The 17,874-nt window shown below is 27.5% G+C and carries 16 protein-coding genes, 1 riboswitch and 1 other annotated feature; of the genes, 2 read left to right on the top strand and 14 right to left on the bottom strand.

All coding sequences use genetic code 11. The features are described from left to right. Positions 1-331: 331 nt before the first annotated feature. From QOZ84_RS09315 to QOZ84_RS09280, 8 genes are all read right to left on the bottom strand, one after another. A complete protein-coding gene (locus QOZ84_RS09315; protein WP_284132723.1) occupies positions 332-1,321 on the bottom strand; it encodes an alpha-amylase family glycosyl hydrolase in 990 nt (329 codons plus the stop codon). Between the two features lie 341 nt (positions 1,322-1,662). After that, positions 1,663-2,655, bottom strand: coding sequence for a Gfo/Idh/MocA family protein (locus tag QOZ84_RS09310; RefSeq protein ID WP_284132683.1), 993 nt, complete (start codon positions 2,653-2,655; stop codon positions 1,663-1,665). A gap of 50 nt (positions 2,656-2,705) precedes the next feature. Next, a complete protein-coding gene (locus tag QOZ84_RS09305) occupies positions 2,706-3,341 on the bottom strand; it encodes a flavodoxin family protein (RefSeq protein WP_284132682.1) in 636 nt (211 codons plus the stop codon). 195 nt (positions 3,342-3,536) lie between these two features. Continuing rightward, positions 3,537-4,712, bottom strand: coding sequence for a cytochrome c biogenesis protein/redoxin (locus QOZ84_RS09300; RefSeq protein WP_284132681.1), 1,176 nt, complete (start codon positions 4,710-4,712; stop codon positions 3,537-3,539). Between the two features lie 114 nt (positions 4,713-4,826). Continuing rightward, positions 4,827-5,360, bottom strand: a complete 534-nt coding sequence (locus QOZ84_RS09295; protein WP_284132680.1) for a (Fe-S)-binding protein — start codon at positions 5,358-5,360, stop codon at positions 4,827-4,829. A 44-nt stretch (positions 5,361-5,404) separates the two neighbouring features. Continuing rightward, positions 5,405-6,601 carry an aminotransferase class V-fold PLP-dependent enzyme gene (locus QOZ84_RS09290; RefSeq protein WP_284132679.1) on the bottom strand — a complete coding sequence of 399 codons (1,197 nt, stop codon included), beginning with the start codon at positions 6,599-6,601 and terminating at the stop codon, positions 5,405-5,407. Between the two features lie 193 nt (positions 6,602-6,794). After that, complete coding sequence (locus tag QOZ84_RS09285; RefSeq protein WP_284132678.1) at positions 6,795-7,730, bottom strand: hypothetical protein; 936 nt, start codon at positions 7,728-7,730, stop codon at positions 6,795-6,797. 140 nt (positions 7,731-7,870) lie between these two features. Continuing rightward, the gene (locus QOZ84_RS09280) at positions 7,871-9,937 is read right to left on the bottom strand and encodes a methyl-accepting chemotaxis protein (RefSeq protein WP_284132677.1); all 2,067 of its coding nucleotides are present in this window, start codon (positions 9,935-9,937) and stop codon (positions 7,871-7,873) included. A 173-nt stretch (positions 9,938-10,110) separates the two neighbouring features. Continuing rightward, positions 10,111-10,186: riboswitch (cyclic di-GMP riboswitch) on the bottom strand. A 244-nt stretch (positions 10,187-10,430) separates the two neighbouring features. Further along, positions 10,431-10,679 (top strand) — a binding site (T-box leader). A gap of 152 nt (positions 10,680-10,831) precedes the next feature. Here QOZ84_RS09280 and QOZ84_RS09275 point away from each other — a divergent pair. After that, the gene (locus tag QOZ84_RS09275) at positions 10,832-11,377 is read left to right on the top strand and encodes a tryptophan transporter (RefSeq protein ID WP_284132676.1); all 546 of its coding nucleotides are present in this window, start codon (positions 10,832-10,834) and stop codon (positions 11,375-11,377) included. A gap of 92 nt (positions 11,378-11,469) precedes the next feature. On the opposite strand, the gene QOZ84_RS09270 is transcribed toward QOZ84_RS09275, so the two are convergent. From QOZ84_RS09270 to QOZ84_RS09255, 4 genes are all read right to left on the bottom strand, one after another. Continuing rightward, entirely contained in the window at positions 11,470-11,811 is a 342-nt protein-coding gene (locus QOZ84_RS09270; protein ID WP_284132675.1) for a hydrogenase maturation nickel metallochaperone HypA/HybF, read from the bottom strand. Positions 11,812-11,870: 59 nt separating this feature from the next. After that, on the bottom strand, positions 11,871-12,542 hold the full coding sequence (gene hypB / locus QOZ84_RS09265; protein WP_284132674.1) for a hydrogenase nickel incorporation protein HypB: 672 nt from the start codon (positions 12,540-12,542) through the stop codon (positions 11,871-11,873). 190 nt (positions 12,543-12,732) lie between these two features. Further along, positions 12,733-14,715, bottom strand: coding sequence for a sensor histidine kinase (locus tag QOZ84_RS09260; protein WP_284132673.1), 1,983 nt, complete (start codon positions 14,713-14,715; stop codon positions 12,733-12,735). A gap of 194 nt (positions 14,716-14,909) precedes the next feature. Then, positions 14,910-15,464 (bottom strand): helix-turn-helix domain-containing protein, encoded by a 555-nt coding sequence (locus QOZ84_RS09255; RefSeq protein ID WP_284132672.1) that lies wholly within the window; start codon positions 15,462-15,464, stop codon positions 14,910-14,912. 267 nt (positions 15,465-15,731) lie between these two features. Between QOZ84_RS09255 and QOZ84_RS09250 the strand changes: the two genes are divergently transcribed. Then, positions 15,732-17,093, top strand: coding sequence for a D-serine ammonia-lyase (locus tag QOZ84_RS09250; RefSeq protein WP_284132671.1), 1,362 nt, complete (start codon positions 15,732-15,734; stop codon positions 17,091-17,093). A gap of 76 nt (positions 17,094-17,169) precedes the next feature. Here QOZ84_RS09250 and QOZ84_RS09245 read toward each other — a convergent pair whose 3' ends face one another. Both QOZ84_RS09245 and QOZ84_RS09240 read right to left on the bottom strand, forming a co-directional pair. Beyond that, positions 17,170-17,574: an OmpA family protein gene (locus QOZ84_RS09245; RefSeq protein WP_284132670.1), complete on the bottom strand. Its 405-nt coding sequence runs from the start codon at positions 17,572-17,574 to the stop codon at positions 17,170-17,172. Next, a complete protein-coding gene (locus QOZ84_RS09240; RefSeq protein WP_284132669.1) occupies positions 17,498-17,818 on the bottom strand; it encodes a MotA/TolQ/ExbB proton channel family protein in 321 nt (106 codons plus the stop codon). Before QOZ84_RS09240 ends, QOZ84_RS09245 begins: the two co-directional genes overlap by 77 nt. Between the last annotated feature and the right edge of the window lie 56 nt (positions 17,819-17,874).

Raw genomic sequence — 17,874 nt, 5'->3', positions numbered from 1 at the left:
TAAAAAAACCTACAGTTCCCCCAACTGTAGGTTTTTTATGTAAGTCTAATTCATTTTAAAATCATATATTATTTACATTTTATCCATACAAATTCATAAGGTAATAATCTTATCTCATTATTAACCTTGTTTTTACTTAATATATTTATTCCTTTAAAATCGCCTTTAACTATTTTAGGTTCATGTGTAACATTTGTAATGAATATTATTTTTTCATTTTTTTATTCATCCTCACGTTCTAGTGCAAATACATCTTTTCCAAAATCAAGAACTACTTGCTTTGCATATGGAGAAAATACGGCTTCTTGTTTTCTTAATTCTATTAATTTTTTTAATTCATCAAATATTTTTTTCTTCTACTGTCTTTTTCTAGTTGCTCGCATATATCGTTATACTCTAGTTTTTCTCTATTTATTCTTCTGTTTATTCCCGACTCTTCTACTCCTTTATAATAATTTTTCGAACCTAATAATGAATGATAATATATTGCATGAATCCCTACAAACGATAATAATATAGCATGAGCAGATAGTATTTTTTGAACCTGAATTTCTTCACTAACATCTTCATCTTTATTTATCAAAGCATCTAAGTAATTTATATTCAATTCATATACTGACTTACTTCCATCAGGATTATTTTTATATGACACTTTACCACCATTATCTGTAGTAAAATAAGTCGCACTACCAGATACTTTGTCTATGCTTCTCGCCCATTTAGTTAATTTGGTAGAGTCATGTGTTGTTAATGTATATAAAGTAAGCGGAGGTAGCGTAAATTGATATACCATATGAGCTTCATTACTTTTATCTCCAAAATAACTTATATTTTCTTTATGAGGTACATTAGTTTCTGTTATTATTTGAGTATTAGGTTTAAAGTAATCAAGTATTAATCTCCACAATTGTATTATAGAATGGGTTTGAGGAAGATGTATACAAGTTGTACCAGTCGTCTCAATTAATACTGGGAAGTGTTTTATATTTATATCTAACTGATCTTCACTAAACGTTGTCCATGCAGTTTTAACTCCCTCTTTTCCTTTATACGCATGTATAATAGGTGAAGTTCTAGGTCTTACGACTTTCGAATAATCAAAATTCTCGTCTCTTTTTATAAAATACTCTTTATACTTTTCATCTCCATTTAAATATCCCTTAAACCACTTGCTACTTTTAGAAATATGATTTGCAACAAAATCAAACATTAGCCTATAGTCATTAGAAAAACTTTTTATAGTTTCCCATTCACCCAACTTTTTATCTATCTCCATGTAATCAACAACAGAGAATCCATCATCTGAAGTATACTCAAACATTGTCAATATATGAACATCAGATATAGCGTTACCTACTTTATTATTTTAAAATTTATTTAACGTATCTAAGCTATATTTACCTTCTTCATATATGCTATCTCCGTAAGCTATTAGATATATTTTTTAATACATATGCCCTAGTTAATAGCCATGATTTATCATTGTCTAGGCTAGTTAGTATTCCTATAAATACTTTTTCCGAAAAAAGTATCTTATCCGGATATGATACTACACCACGCTCTACTTTATTAGTTATAATAGATTTAGTTTTTGAAGTTTATCTAAATCTAATTAAATATCTGATATATGCTACATTGATAAATTAATATTCAATTTTAATCTTATATTATATTCATATCTGCTTTAAATACTATTCCACTTTTTTGTCTTGCAATTGTTTGTATTTCACTAACTATTAAAGTATGTGCTAAAATTTTATAACATTTTTCTATATCATTATTTTTTATTATATCTGCAAATTCAATAAATTCATTAACCATACGATGATCATAGTTATTTTCATCGATTAAAAGGCTTGTTCCATCATTCATTAATAGCTCAAATTTTTCGCAAGAATTAGTTGGATTATCTTGATGTATACACCCATTGTCCCCTTGAATGTTATTTGAAATAGGCGCTTTACAATCTTTTGCTCCAATACAAATACATTTAAATATTTTATAATCTAATACTAATATTCCAGAAGTATCTATTCCTCTTTCAATATTAGCATAATATTCAACATTTTTAGGCTTTCCAAATAACCCAACTACATAGTGAATATTATAAATATTTAAATCCATCAATGCTCCACCTGAAAATTCAGGGTCAAAGACTGGTAAAATATTACCTTCTTTAAATTTATCATATCTACTAGAATACTGAGAAAAATTACATTGAACAATTTTAATATTCCCTAACTTTGGAAGTAACTCTTTAGTTTTTTTATAATTAGGAAGATATTGATTAGTAATTGCTTCAAATATAAATAATCCTTTTTCTTTAGCTAAGTTACTTAAAACTAGTGCTTCTTTATATGTTGATGTTATTGGTTTTTCAACTATAACATTTTTATTTGCTTCTATTGCTTTTTTTGCAAATTCAAAATGTAAATTATTTGGTAATGCAATATAAATAGTATCTACATCACTGTTAAGTAATTCATCATAGTTATAAAAAGCATTATCAATGTTATATTTATTTTTTAGCTCATTAATTGTATTTTCGCTATTTTTTCTTCCACAAATAGCTACTACTTTTATGTCATCTAAATATGAAGTGATTGTCAAAAACTCTTTAACAATCATTCCAGTTCCTATAATACCTAATTTCATGATTATCCCCCCTACTTATAGATTATTCTATACTATTCTTATATTTAACTTTATCTTATAAAGTTCATATATGTTTTATCTTGTCTCCTTGGTGCTTCAATAGTTTTCTTACCTGCCTCAACAATTTTCATAAGCCAAGCCATATTTTTACCTAACATACTCATGATTTGCACACCTTCATCATCTTTAACAACTTCACCTGGAGCAGTACCATATGCTACGTTCCAATAATTTGATGTTGGCATTAACATCTCTGAATAGTTAATATAATTGTTTAGCTGGTCAAATACCGGTACTCCTCCTGATCTTCTAACAGCTACTACACTTGCTCCAACTTTATGTCTAAGCATACCTTTATTTACAGATGACACATAAAATGCACGATCTAAAAATGACTTCATAGTCCCTGCAACTGCTGAGTAATATACTGGTGATCCTAATATTATTCCATCAGCATCTTTCATTTTTGCAATCCATTCATTTACTTCATCGTTATCAATTACACATTTTTCATTCATATTTCTACTACATCCACCACAAGCCAAACATCCACGTATCATCTTGTTTCCAACATGAATAATTTCAACTTCAATGTTTTCTTTCTCTAACTCTTTAGCTACAATCTCAATTGATGTATAAGTATTACCATTTTTTTTAGGGCTTCCGTTAAATGCAATTACTTTCATATAATATCACAACTCCTATTTTTAATATATTTATTATAATGCTTCTTAACCTTTATAATACTCTTGTCTATTTTTAACCACAAGTACGCACTTTAAGGTAAGTTACGTTCATTAAAGTAATATATATCTATAGTAGCCATTTAGATTATATAAAAAAACCCATTAGTAAATTTACTAATGAGTCTTTTAAGTTTATTAATTTTCTATGATTTGTTTCATAGTTTCTTTATCCATCGCACCTGGAACATATTGTTTTATATATCCTTCTTTGTCTATAATAAATGTTGATGGGAATGAATTAATTCCATATTGATACGTTAAGCTTCCATCTTTGTCAAACATTACAGGAAAAGTATAATTTTCGTCTTCTAAAAATTTTTCTATATCGCTTTGACTTACTTCATTGCCTAAGTTTGGAGATGCTAACCCAAGGATTATTACATCATCATTATTTTTGTTATATTCATTATATAATTGTTCTATATAAGGCATTTCTTCTCTACATGGAGGACACCATGTAGCCCAGAAATTCAAAAATATAGTTTTACCTTTATAGTCACTCAATTTATGTTCTTTTCCATATTGGTCATATAGTACAAAATCTAGAGCTTTTATTTTTTCATTATCTTGTGCTTCATTTAAACTTTGATTGTTCTCTACTTTATTTTTAGTGGAGCTTTCAAAATAATTCAATGTTCCTTCAAGACCATTGATAAACATAACTACTCCAGATACTATAAGTATTATTCCTCCAATGTGTTTAATTTTATCCATGTGATTTTTTATTTTATCTATTGTATTAAATAATTTATTGTAAAATAGTGCAACTAGTATAAACGGTAATACAAATCCTAAAGTATAAACGACTATAAGTAAACTCGACATTATTGTGTCATCTGAACTTGATGACATAATAAGTACAGATGCAAGTATTGGACCTATACAAGGTGTCCATCCAAAACTAAATGTAAACCCTAATATAAATGACGATACACAATTCATTTCTTTAGCTTTTATATTAAATCTTTTTTCTCTATTTAATATAGATGACTTTATAATTCCCATATAGAATAACCCCATAAATATTATAATAATTCCACCTATTATCATTATTAAGTCTTTATTTGTATTAAAGAATGCACTTAATGCATTTACTGAGGATCCTAATATAAAGAATGTTGTTGATATCCCAATTATAAAAAATAGCGTATTTTTAAATAAAGAACTACGTATGAATTTTCCACTTTTAAGATTTTCTATGTTACTGTTTGATAGCATACTTAAATATATTGGCAGTATTGGTAATATACACGGTGAAAAAAAGGATAAAACACCTTCTAAAAATACCACTACTAAATTTAATTTCCCCATAAAATACTCTCCCTTATCTTTCTTTTATCAAATTAATTATCTTATAGAATACAAAAAACGTAGAATATTTCTACGCTTTTTATATTAATTAAAATTTCAGTTTATAAATAACATTCAACCTTTATATCCATATACCACCATTATCTCATCAATCTCCATACGCTCTTTTTTATAACTTTCTCCAAATAACGGTATGCATTTTTCTATACTAGTCTTTCCAGTAAGCAGTTTCCCTGAAAATGCAAGACAACCAACTTCCCCGCACTTCTTACAATTAATCTTCGGTAAAAGATTATAAATATCAATATAAGATGGCATTTGTGCTACAGTAAAGTCTGGCTCTATTTCATCTCTTTTTGAATCTAAATCGTTAATCATATCTTTTATATAATCTAGAGTTTCATATGCATCAGTTTCACTAATTAAATAAGCTCCCTTTAGTGATTTATCATATAATGTTATAATTCTTTGTCTAATACGTAAAGATATCCAACCTTGATCTTTATTATATACTGCTGTTGGGTTAACAGCATTAATATAAGGCATAATATCTGTTATGCTATCTGTAAAACCTGCAATAATTCCAAATCGTGCGTCTACTGTTGAACACGGCTGAATCTCCTGTAATGAAATTAAATTTAAATACATTATTTTTATATTTCCCCCTCTGTTAATTAATAATGATATAAATATTAGGCTAACTCACCTTTTAATAATTCTTCTAATGCATATATAAGATAATCTATCTCTTCTTTAGTCGTAGTATAACCGATTCCTATACGAATTGCTCCATTCTTATCTGTTCCCATAATTTTATGTAGCATAGGTGCACAATGAATTCCCGATCTTACCATTATGTTATATTTTTTATCTAGTAACGATCCACCTTTTCCTGAATCTATACCATCTATAGTTATTGCAATAGATCCAACCATTTTTTCAGGATCTTTAGTTCCAAATACTCTAATTCCATCTATAGATTCAAGTTTTTCCAAAGCATAAGCAATTACTTCTTTTTCATTATTATGAATCTTATCTACTCCCACATCTAATAAGTAACGAATACTAGCATGAAGTCCAGATATACCAACCATATTCATAGTTCCCGCTTCATATTTATTTGGTGTAATTTCTGACATGTAAGGGTCTGCTGAATTTCCACCAGTTCCACCAGATTTCCACGCTTTAATATCTCCGTCCCAATTCAATACAAAACCACCAGTTCCACTAGGCGCAAGTAATCCTTTATGTCCTGTGAATGCTAAAATACTAATATTATCATCTTCCATATCAATAGGCAACATACCTGCACTTTGAGCAGCATCTACTAAGAAAGGAATCCCATGTTGTTTTGCAATTGCTCCGATTTCTCTTATAGGTTGAATCGTTCCAATTACATTAGATGCATGGTTAAATACAATTAACTTTGTATTTTGTTGGATGTTTTTTTCTACATCATTAGGATTTGTAATCCCTTCTTTTGTGATTTCTACATTTGTAATTGAAATATTTCTATCTCTCTCTAAAGTTTTTAAGCATCTCCATACTGCATTATGCTCTATACTACTTGTTACAACATGATCTCCTTCTTTTAACATACCGCACATTATTCCATTAAGTGCCTCTGTTATTCCTGATGTAAAAACAATATCTGATGGCTTTTTATGGTTAAAAAGTTCTCCAATCCATTTTCTAGTTTCATAAACCATATAATCTGCTTCCATTGCTTTTTTGTATGCTCCCCTTGATGAACTAACCCCATTATATAAAATATAATCATTAATCGACTTAATAACACATTGTGGTTTAGGATAAGAAGTAGCTGCATTATCTAAATAAACACCATTTTTGTAGAAATTCTCAAATTGCGGATAGCCTTTAAACATCATTTTCTCCCCTTTTTCGTTTTAATGTAGTATATTTTTTATTGTAGGACAAGTAAATCCAAACCGCAATCTTTTAAATAAACATTTGGACTACTTCTGATAAATTAGTATACTTAGTTTTATACTTATATATCAAAATACCCCAGGCATAATAAATATACTCAGGGCATTTTGATATACTATTTAATATAAATTACTAATTTTTTAAAAAATATATAATACTTAAAATCACTACAATTATAATTATACCTGACAACTTATCTGATAATAATCTTGAATTTAGATATATATATGGATTTATAATAAACTTTAATCCGTTTTCTTTATCATACTCTCTTTCATACTCTTTTTTTACTACTTCTATAACTGACATTTTAATTACAATTTCAGTTTCAGAAAGTACACCATTTTTAGCCATATCTTTTACATCACCAATTGCCTTAGCTAATACTAATTGTTTCTCTTCAGGTGTTTTACAACTTTTAAATTTTTCTTTTAAGTCTATTTTTTGATTTATTGATTGATCTGCTATTTGTTTGACATCAGAGTATTTTTTATTTATAAAATTTTCTTCTGTAGCAGTTAATTTATCTCCTTTAACTATTTTTATAGCTATTATTTCTGCTTTTTTTAATTCTTTCTGAATATTTTTCAAGAATTTTTCAATCTCTATTATTCCTGAATTTTTAATACGAGCTTGAATTTCAGAAAGTACCCCTTTTCTAGTCATATCTTTTATATCACTAGTTGCTTTAAACAATACTTGTTGTCTTTCTTCGTCCGTTTTACAATTACTTATTTGTTTTTTTAAATATTCACATTCATTTATTGATTGATTTGCTACTTTTTTCATATCAGGATATTTTTTATTCATAAAATTTTGCTCTTTAGTTGTTACAGTTTCTTGTTTAACTATTTTTATAGCTATTAGCTCTGCTCTTTTAGTGTCTTCTTGAATTTTTGTTAAATTCTTTATAATATCTGTATTTTGAAGATTATTTAATTTTCCCAATTCTTGTTTTGGGATATCTTTTGTATTTATTTCAGATAATAAATTATTTTGTATTTGTTTACTTTCACTGCCAAGTTTCATAGTAGTTTTTCCATATAAATTATTATTTATATTATTCATAATTTTTTATTCCCCTTAGGTACTATCTCTATTTTTATTTATTATACAACTTTATTAATATTAATAGATTTTTATATTCATAAAAATAAAAGTATTATCAATATTTCATGATAATACTTTTTTGAATTTTAATTATAATTTTATATTTCTTCACTATCAAATATCATCGTTCTATCATAATATTTGTATTTTTCATCTTTTAAGTTAAACTTTCCAATAAGCTGTTTTAACATATGAGCTTGACTTGATAGCTCTTCGCTTGCTGCAGCACTCTCTTCAGCAGTTGCTGAATTAGTCTGTACAACTAAAGATATTTGTTCAACACCAATATTTACTTGATTTATATGTTGTGCTTGCTCGTTACTTGCGTCTGCAATTTCTTGTATAACTTCTGCTGATTTTTGTGCACCATAAACAACGTCTTCAAGAGATTTTGCAGTTTCTGATACAATAACTGTACCGTTTTCTATTGCTATAAGCGATTTTTCAATTAACTGCGCTGTATCCTTAGCACTTTGTGCAGATTTTGCAGCAAGGTTTCTAACTTCATCAGCAACAACTGCAAATCCTTTACCAGACTCTCCTGCTCGTGCTGCTTCTACAGCTGCATTAAGTGCTAAAATCTTTGTTTGGAATGCTATACCGTCAATAGTTTTTATTATATTTCCAATTTCATTTGATGTATTACTAATTTCATCCATTGCACAAATCATTTGCTGCATTTGTTCTCTTCCTTTATCAGTAGCAATACTTGATTGTTCAGATATTTCCTTTGCTTTTACTGCGTTTTGTGCAGTTTGCTTTATTTGAGATGAAACTTCATTTATAGTTACCGAAAGTTCTTGAACTGAACTTGCTTGTTCTGTAGCACCTTGTGAAAGCACTTGAGCACCTTGTGATACCTGTTCTGACCCAATTGCAACATGTTCACCAGAAACATTTATTTGTGTCAAAGTACTGTTTAAGCCATCAATAATTTTATTAACAGCAACTAATATTGGTTCAAAATCATTAACAAATAAATCATTAAATCTCTCATTATCTACGTTAATATCTAAGTTTCCATTACTAATTTGAGTTAATATATCAGTTAATTCATTTATCATTTCTCTAAAGTCACTAACTATTTTACTTGTAGCTTCTGCTACCATGCCTATTTCATTATCTTGATCTATCTCTATAGTTTCTGAATTTAAATCTCCGTCGGCTAATTTCTTTAATCTTTCACTACATTCTTTTAATGGATTTCCTATCTTATTTGAGAACTTTATTGCTATAAAAAATGCTGCAACTGTAAATAATATAGCTAATACAATTGTAATTATAATTGAACTATACATTTGGCTAAGAAAATCATTTTTATTTGCCATTACACCTATACCCCAACCATTACCATATTTCACAGGAGCATATCCTACAATCCAATTCTCATCATTAAATTTTGCATCAGCATATCCTGTCTCTCCTGAAATAAGTTTCTTATCTGCCTCTGCAGCAGGTATTAAGCTTTTATCTGTTTCTGATTGTTTTATAGTATTTTCTATACCAACAACACTAGCATCCTCATCCGCAATCGTTGTTCCTTCGCTATCTAGAAGGTAAGCATAACTATTTTCACTTATTTTTATATCATTAATAATATCATTTAAAAGATTCTTATCTGGATCAAAGGTTACAACCCCTACTATTTTACTACCTTGTACTCCATTTTCCCAAATAGGTGCAGAAACTACAAGTGTAAGTTTTCCTGTTACTTTACTAATAACAGGGCTACTCATGTATTCTTTTCCCGTCATAGAAATTTTAAAGTATTCTCTATCTGAATAATCATTACCACTAAAAAGATCTTTACCATTTACATCTAAAATTTGACCTAATGATAATCCATATAATTTTTCTTGGTTAGTTAAAATATTTTGCTTTTCTTCTTTGCTTACTTTAGGATTTGAAATTTCTTTAATAATACCGGTTTGAATTGCTGCATTTTGAATATTTTTGATTTTCTGAGAAGTATTTTCAGCTGCTTGCTTAGTCGTTTCTACAATTGTTTTTGATAAAATATTATTAGCAGTCTTATAATTCAAAAGACTTGTAATTGCTCCTAAAAATAAACAGCAAATAATTGCAAAACACACAATTATTAAAGTAAGTTTAGTTTTTATACCCTTGTTTTTGACTTTACTTTTATTTCGTAATTTAAATTTCATTTTTGATTTATCTCCCTTTATTGTTTTACTTTATCTGTTGATTTAAATTTTATTTACTCCCTATAATAAACCTCCTTAGTTAAAATATTACAATTATTAAAGTCCACTTCATAGCATAAAAAATAAAAGAGTATCAACATTAACCTGTTAACACTCTTTTCTAAAAGACAAATTTATGCAACTGGCTAACTTTAAAAAGTCCCTATAGCTTTGCGTCGCCGAATCACTCCGGGTTTGCTAATTTAATTTAATTTTCATTTAAACATACATTCCATCTTAACATTTATGGAATTTTTTGTAAATATATTGTATGCTATACATGTTTATGTTAACGTTTGAGTGTATTAATAACCTATGATTTTCTTTTATCTAATATGAAATCTATTACATAAAGTTATTTTTTGTATAAGCTTTCATAAAAATATATATTGACAAATAAAATTTTAAATTATAATATTGATTATAACATCAACGAAAAACTAAAATTTCAAATAACAATCCATTGATAAGGGATAGTAGTTAAGTTCAGATTCATAGCAGAGAGCTAGGGACGGTGAAAGCCTAGCATGAAGGAATTTAGTGAATGGGCCTTAGAGGAGTAAAGGGAAATTCTCAAGAAAAGTACCAGATACCGCGGTCTGCGCGTTATAGCGGATAGAGTATAGTAGTACTCGAATTTGAGTGGCATGTTTATATATAGTGCAATTTAGGTGGTATCGCGGATAATAACTCCGTCCTATTTATTTAGGACGGAGTTTTTTTATTTTATAAACTATCCAAAATAAAATTTGTAAGGAGGTGGTCACCATGTCATGAACTATAGATTCTAATAAAAATGATATTGAACATTGGTTTGAAAATATAACAATTATGAAATTTAGGAGAATTAAAATTATGAATACAAAAAAACTAACTATGAATTCAATACTTCTAGCCATAGGTGCTTTACTTCATCAAATTACACCTACACTAGGATTGCCTATGCAGCCAGACTTTGCATTAGCTATGCTGTTTGTGATAATGGTATTAAACAAGAAAGATTACAAAACAGCTATTGTAGCTGCTTTGATTACAGGAATATTTACAGCTATGACAACAAAATTTCCAGGTGGACAATTTCCAAATATCATAGATAAGATAGTTACTGCTAACTGTATATATGTATTAATATTTATTATTTGCAAAATAAAATCATTTAATAAATTAAGTGAATCTAAGCAAAATAGTATAATAGCATCAATAATATTGCCTATAGGTACTTTTATTAGTGGCATTATATTTTTAATATCTGCTCAAGCAATAGTAGGTCTTCCAGCATCTTTTATAACTTTATTTTTGACTGTGGTAGCACCATCTATTATTATAAATTTAGTAGCAGGTACGTTTTTATATAAAACTGTTAACTTATCAATTAAAAGGTCTTCACCATCGAGAAGATAACATTTAATTGAATGCTTCTTACCTATAATATAAAAACTAAAAAGATATTACCATAGACTCTTATGATAATATCTTTTTGATTATAATAAATTTTAGCAAGCGATTATTTCCTTAATCATAAATTCTCTTCCGCATAATAATTCCCACTTTTTACTTTCACAATTCGGACATACTCCATTGTTTTCCATAATATTAAAAACTTTATTACAATCTTTACAAATACCATTACCTGGTAATACTTCAATTTTCAATTTAGTATCTTGTAGTATTGTTCCATCCACTGCAGCTGGATAGCATTGTTCTATATATCTTGGAATCATTGATGAAAGCTCTCCTATTTGTAATACCAATGTATCAACTTTGTTTAATTGTTGCTCTACGATGATTTTTTTTACCGTATCTACAACTTCAATTACAACCCCTAGTTCATGCAAATTAATCACCTGTCCTTTTTGCTTATAGCTATAAATTTAACCCCTTATTTATATTTTCATTAGTTTGTATTCCAATTTTTCACTTCTGTGCGTATCCACTCTGCCCATTCTTCAATTCCTTCACCAGTTCTAGCAGAAATCGGAATGATTTTAATATTAGGATTTAATTTTTTTACATGCTCTGTAACTGCTTCTAAATTAAAATCAAAATAATCTATTACATCCATCTTATTTATTAATAAAACATCAACTATAGAAAACATTAATGGATATTTTAGAGATTTATCATGTCCCTCTGGTATGCTTAAAATCATAGCACTCTTTGATGCTCCAGTATCAAATTCAGCTGGGCAAACTAAATTCCCTACATTTTCTAATATAGCAAAATCAACATCTTCAGTTCCCATACCTAACAAACCTTGCTTAGTCATATCTGCATCAAGATGGCACATCCCACCTGTATGTAATTGTATTACTTTTGTGCCAGTTTTAGAAACAGTGTTAGCATCCACATCTGAGTCTATATCTGCTTCTAAAATCCCTATTTTCATTTCCTCTTTTAAAGCTTCAATTGTTCTTAAAACAGTTGTTGTTTTACCTGAACCTGGTGATGACATTAAATTTAATAAAAAAGTTTTTTCCTTTTTTAAATCTTCTCTAAGTAAATCTGCTTGTCTATCGTTATTTTGAAAAACACTTTGCTTAATTTCAAGCACTTTGTATGTATCCATATAATATGCCCCCCCTATTTCTGTTAACTTTAATTTTACCACATTATTACATTAAGTTGTAAAAAATGCAGTCCCTGATAGGATTGTAGCATCAAATTTACATTAATGCACTAAGCTAAAAAATCCCTCCTTATTTATACTTAGATATAAGGAGAGATTTTCACTGGTTTAGCTATTATAATAATTTACCTTATACTAATATCTGATAAATATCAGATAATTCAAGTTCTATATTGTAATTATTTATATCATAAACTTTAAAATCTAAAGATTCTAAACGTTTATTAGGTAATAATATTTTTAAAATACTACCCTCATTTACTTCGCTATCTATATATATCTCTCCCTCATGAAGATTAATTATGGATTTAACAATGCTAAGACCTATCCCACTTCCTTCGTTCATACGAGTAAAAGATTTATCCGCTTGTATAAATTTTTCAAATATAATTTGCTGAGCATTTTTAGAAATCCCCATTCCTTCATCCTGTACATCTATTTGAATCCACTCATCATTTATAAAAACTCTAACATATATATTTTTGTTTTCTTGTGAAAATTTAATTGCATTTGATAATAAATTAAGCATCATTCTTTCAATCATAGAGGAATCACATTTAATAATGTGTTCTTCCTTATTGGTGTCAAATTGTATATTTATAGATTTTAATAACGCATAATTTACAACAGATAAAGTTACCGATTCTACAATAGAAACTATATCATAATTTTCAAAGTTGGCTTTTAAAAGCCCTATGTCTATCTTTGATATATCTATAACATTATTTATCAGTTTCAACATTCTTTTACAATTTAGATGTAGCGTTTTTTTATATTTTTCATATATTAATTTAAAATCTGAGTCTTCTTTTATACTCAGCTTGTCCAATAACTGTATAGTCGAATAAAATATATTTAAAGGAGTTCTTAGTTCATGAGAAATATTAGATATAAACTCACTTTTTTCTTTATCATAAACTTTCAACTTCTCTAATTCTAATTCAATACCTATTTCTTCTGAGATGTCCATATAGTTAATCGCAATCGCTCTTTCATTTTCATTCATATTAATTAATTGAGCAGAACAATCAATAGTTTTATTGTTCATCTCATTTTTTATTATTCCTCTCCAAACTCCATTTTTATTTAGAGACTCCATAATTTCGTCTCTTCGTCCTATTGAATTTATTTTTTGCTTTAAAATAAATTCTAGTTTATTCATATCTGAATTTTCTGATTTAAAATAATATTCTTTTATCTTTTTATTAGCATATAAAAGTTCTTCATCTTGGCTATATATAAACATAAAATTATGCTTATTATTATCAGTTAAGTTATAAAACACACTTAAATTGTCATTTAATAATTTTGTTTTAAATATATACATATATAATTCAAAAAATGCCCCCAAAATAACTATAAACAAGCAAATATATGTTATTGATACAGATGTTAATTTAACATAAAAAGATACTATGCGTATTCCATATATAGCATAAATAGCTTTTATTGCAAGCATAAATATACTTGAACTTAAAACTACAAATAAGTAATCTTTTTCTTTTACACCTGTTGCGAATAGTTTTACTGAGCAAGTAGTGTAAATCATAATTAAAAATATATTATATAATATAAAAAATTGGCTACTATCATATAGTTTACTATGTCCTATTCTATTTTCTAAAAATCCAAATACTATTGAATATATTATTACAAACAATATTGAAATTCCTTTGTTTTTAATAATTAAAGATCTTAATTTATTCTTTGGTAAAATAGCAACTATAAGTATAAAAACTCTTAATAATGATGTCGACACAGTAATATAGTTTGATATAGTAAATTCTTCATAATAAAAACTAAAATAGTCAATATGTCCTAATAATATCCCCATAGCTAAACATAAATACATTAGTGAAATAATAAATATACTATCTTTTTTTAATCTATTGTATGATATTAAGCAAGTTCCAAAAGCTAGCATTGAAAGAACAGAGTTAAAAAGTTTAATGAAAGCTAATGTTGATTCTAAATATGAAGCATTAAAATCTTTTTTTAAAAAAATATTGCTAATTAAAACAAGAGATATTAATAGTACCGCTACAACTATATATTTAAATATTTTTTTTTCTTTTACTATTAAAATTTTATTTTCTATTTGCTGTGGTATCATAATTTTAAATTCCTCCTATTTATAACAGATAATAACATATTTTAAATTCTTTTTTTGTCATTTTTTGTAATATATCAAAGAATAAATTATAATTTTATATAATAAAAAGACATTATCATAATTATATGACAATATCTTTTTATAAATATTTATTTTTTGTTATTATCATTCTAAATAGCTATTTTCTATATAAATTAGAAAGATGGTGGTGTTACTGCAAATATAACTTCACAATCACAATCATTTATATTTTCCCATTTATGGACTGTATGTGGTAGTATTTTAATACTGTCACCACAATTCAATTCAATTACATTATTCATTATATAAAGATTTACAGACCCTTTCATAACATAAGCAACTTCTTCACCTTTATGACTAAAAAGGTCTTTAGAAGAAGATTTTTTATGTGGTATTTTCATAAGCATAAATTCTATAGACCCCTGTAAATTTGGTGTTAACAATTCATAAGCAAAACTATCTTCTTTAGAAAGCATTATTTTCTTACGACTATCTTTTCTAACCACTAAACTTTCAGTTTTATCATCATTTATAAAAAAATTAAACAATGGTACATCTAATGCACTTGAAATTTGCTTTAGTGTATTAATAGATGGGTTTGCGCTACCTTTTTCTATTTGACTAAGTAAAGAAGGTGTTACTCCCGTTAAATTAGCCAATTCTTTAATGGTTAGCTTTTTTCTTTTTCTATGCTCCGTAATATTTTTTGATATTTCTACTTCGCTCATTTATAACTACCTCATTTGTGTATATTTTTAGAAATTTTATTACATAATTATATCAATATAGCTTATTTTACGCAATTAAATTAAACTATATTTACTTTTTTCATATTTAATTAAATTATATTGACTGAATATAGAAAACATGTTAAGATTTATTAAACATAATTTAATTATATTAATTTTAATTAAATACAATTTACTTTAAATCAATGTAGAAATATATTAAAATTTATAAAATACTTTAAAATAATAAAACAAGGATGGTTAATTATGGTTAATTTAAAAATATTAAATAAAGAAATTTCTACTTGGATAGAAGAATATCCACTATTAGAAGAAATAATAAACTTAAAAGAGTCATTATGGATAAATCCTCAATATAACAAATTCGAAGAAAGTATAAAAAATATTTCTTTATCTGATGCTGATGTATTAGATGCTGAAAATAGACTAAATAGATTTGCTCCATATATAGCACAAGTATTCCCTGAAACGAAATCAGAAAATGGAATTATAGAATCTCCAATAGTTAAAATAGATAATATGAAAACTAAATTAGAAGATAGATGTGGCGAAAAACTTATCGGAAATCTTTTATTAAAATGTGATAGTCATCTTAAAGTATCAGGCTCTATAAAAGCTAGAGGTGGTATATATGAAGTTTTAAAACATGCTGAAGATTTAGCTTTGCAAAACAATATAATTGCATTAGACGATAACTATGAAAAATTACATACTGATGAAGTTAGATCTTTCTTCTCTAATTATTCTGTAGTAGTAGGTTCAACTGGAAACCTAGGTTTAAGTATAGGTATAATGAGTGCTAAACTAGGGTTTAAAGTTACCGTTCATATGTCAGATGATGCTAGGCAATGGAAAAAAGACCTTTTAAGAAGCAAAGGTGTAGAAGTTATAGAATATGAATCTGATTACAGTAAAGCTGTTGAAGAAGGCAGAAAACAAGCAGATGCAGATGCTAATAGCTATTTTGTAGATGATGAAAATTCTAAAAACTTATTCTTAGGATATTCAGTTGCCGCTAGACGATTAGAAAAACAATTAAAAGATATAAATATAAAAGTAGATAGCAATAATCCATTATTTGTATACCTTCCATGCGGAGTTGGTGGAGGCCCTGGTGGCGTTGCATTTGGACTTAAGCTTCTATTTAAAGATAATGTACATTTCTTTTTTGCTGAACCAACACATTCTCCATGTATGATGATAGGGTGTATGACTAAAGAACATGATAATGTATGTGTTCAGGATTTCGGAATAGATAATGTAACTGCAGCAGATGGATTAGCCGTTGGTAGAGCTTCAGGATTCGTTGGTAAAACTTTAGAAAAATTAATGAGCGGATGCTATTCAGTTACAGATGAAAATATGTACAGATTATTAGCTACTATGGCTGATAGTGAGAATATATTCTTAGAACCTTCAGCGCTTGCTGGTGTTTGTGGTATTGTAAATATACTTACATCTAAAGAAGGTAAAAAATACTTAAGAGATAACAATCTTGAAGATAAGGTAAAAAATATAAATCATATTGCATGGGCTACTGGTGGAAGTATGGTTCCAAAAAACATTATGGATGAGTATTATAATAAAGGTGTTTCATTACTTAAATAGTTAGAAATATAATACAAAAGCGATAGATACTTTATATACAGTAAAGTAATCTATCGCTAATTTTTTATTAATTATTTTATTCTTTATTATTTTCAAGTTCATTAAACTTTGAATTCATGATTAATATATCGACTCTTCTATTTGTAGACTTTCCTTCGTCGGTACTATTGTCAGCTTTTGGCCTGTATTCGCCATATCCTGTTGCCGATACCTTGTCTGCTTTTACACCAGCTTTATTAATTAAAATTTGTGCTACATTACTAGACCTCATGGCAGATAGGTACCAGTTAGATTTATAGAACTCACCATTCATAGGAACAGAGTCTGTGTGCCCTTCAACCCTTATATAGCTGTCTCTTACTGTTGATTGTTTTATAATTTCGCCTATCTTAGTAAGATTATCATTAAAACTTAAGACTAATCCTAGAACAGTACCCACAATACCTATAGTTGGAGCTGTCCCTCCAGCAGAATAAAACATTTTCTAGCTCTAATGTATTTCTAATGTCTTGTGGTTTAACTCCATCAATTGCTAATTGAAGTCCTTTTTTCATAAATAGATTTATACTTTCATCTGATTCTAACTCTGATTCAAATTCTAAAAATCCTTCTTTTTTTACTTTATCAAGTACATAATTAAAATAAAAAATCAATTCTGGTAAGTCTGCTGATTTTGCTATAAAAGCTACACCCAATAGCTTCCCTATATTTTTTACATGTTTCATAGGTAAAGATGTTCCTAAAGAACCTATCGTTCCTTCAAAAACAATTACAAATGATG

Source organism: Romboutsia sedimentorum (assembly GCF_030131845.1).
GTDB classification, from domain to species: Bacteria; Bacillota; Clostridia; order Peptostreptococcales; family Peptostreptococcaceae; genus Romboutsia_D; species Romboutsia_D sedimentorum.
The sequence above is the reverse complement of the archived record's forward strand: the minus strand, read 5'-3'. Positions and strand labels throughout refer to the sequence as shown.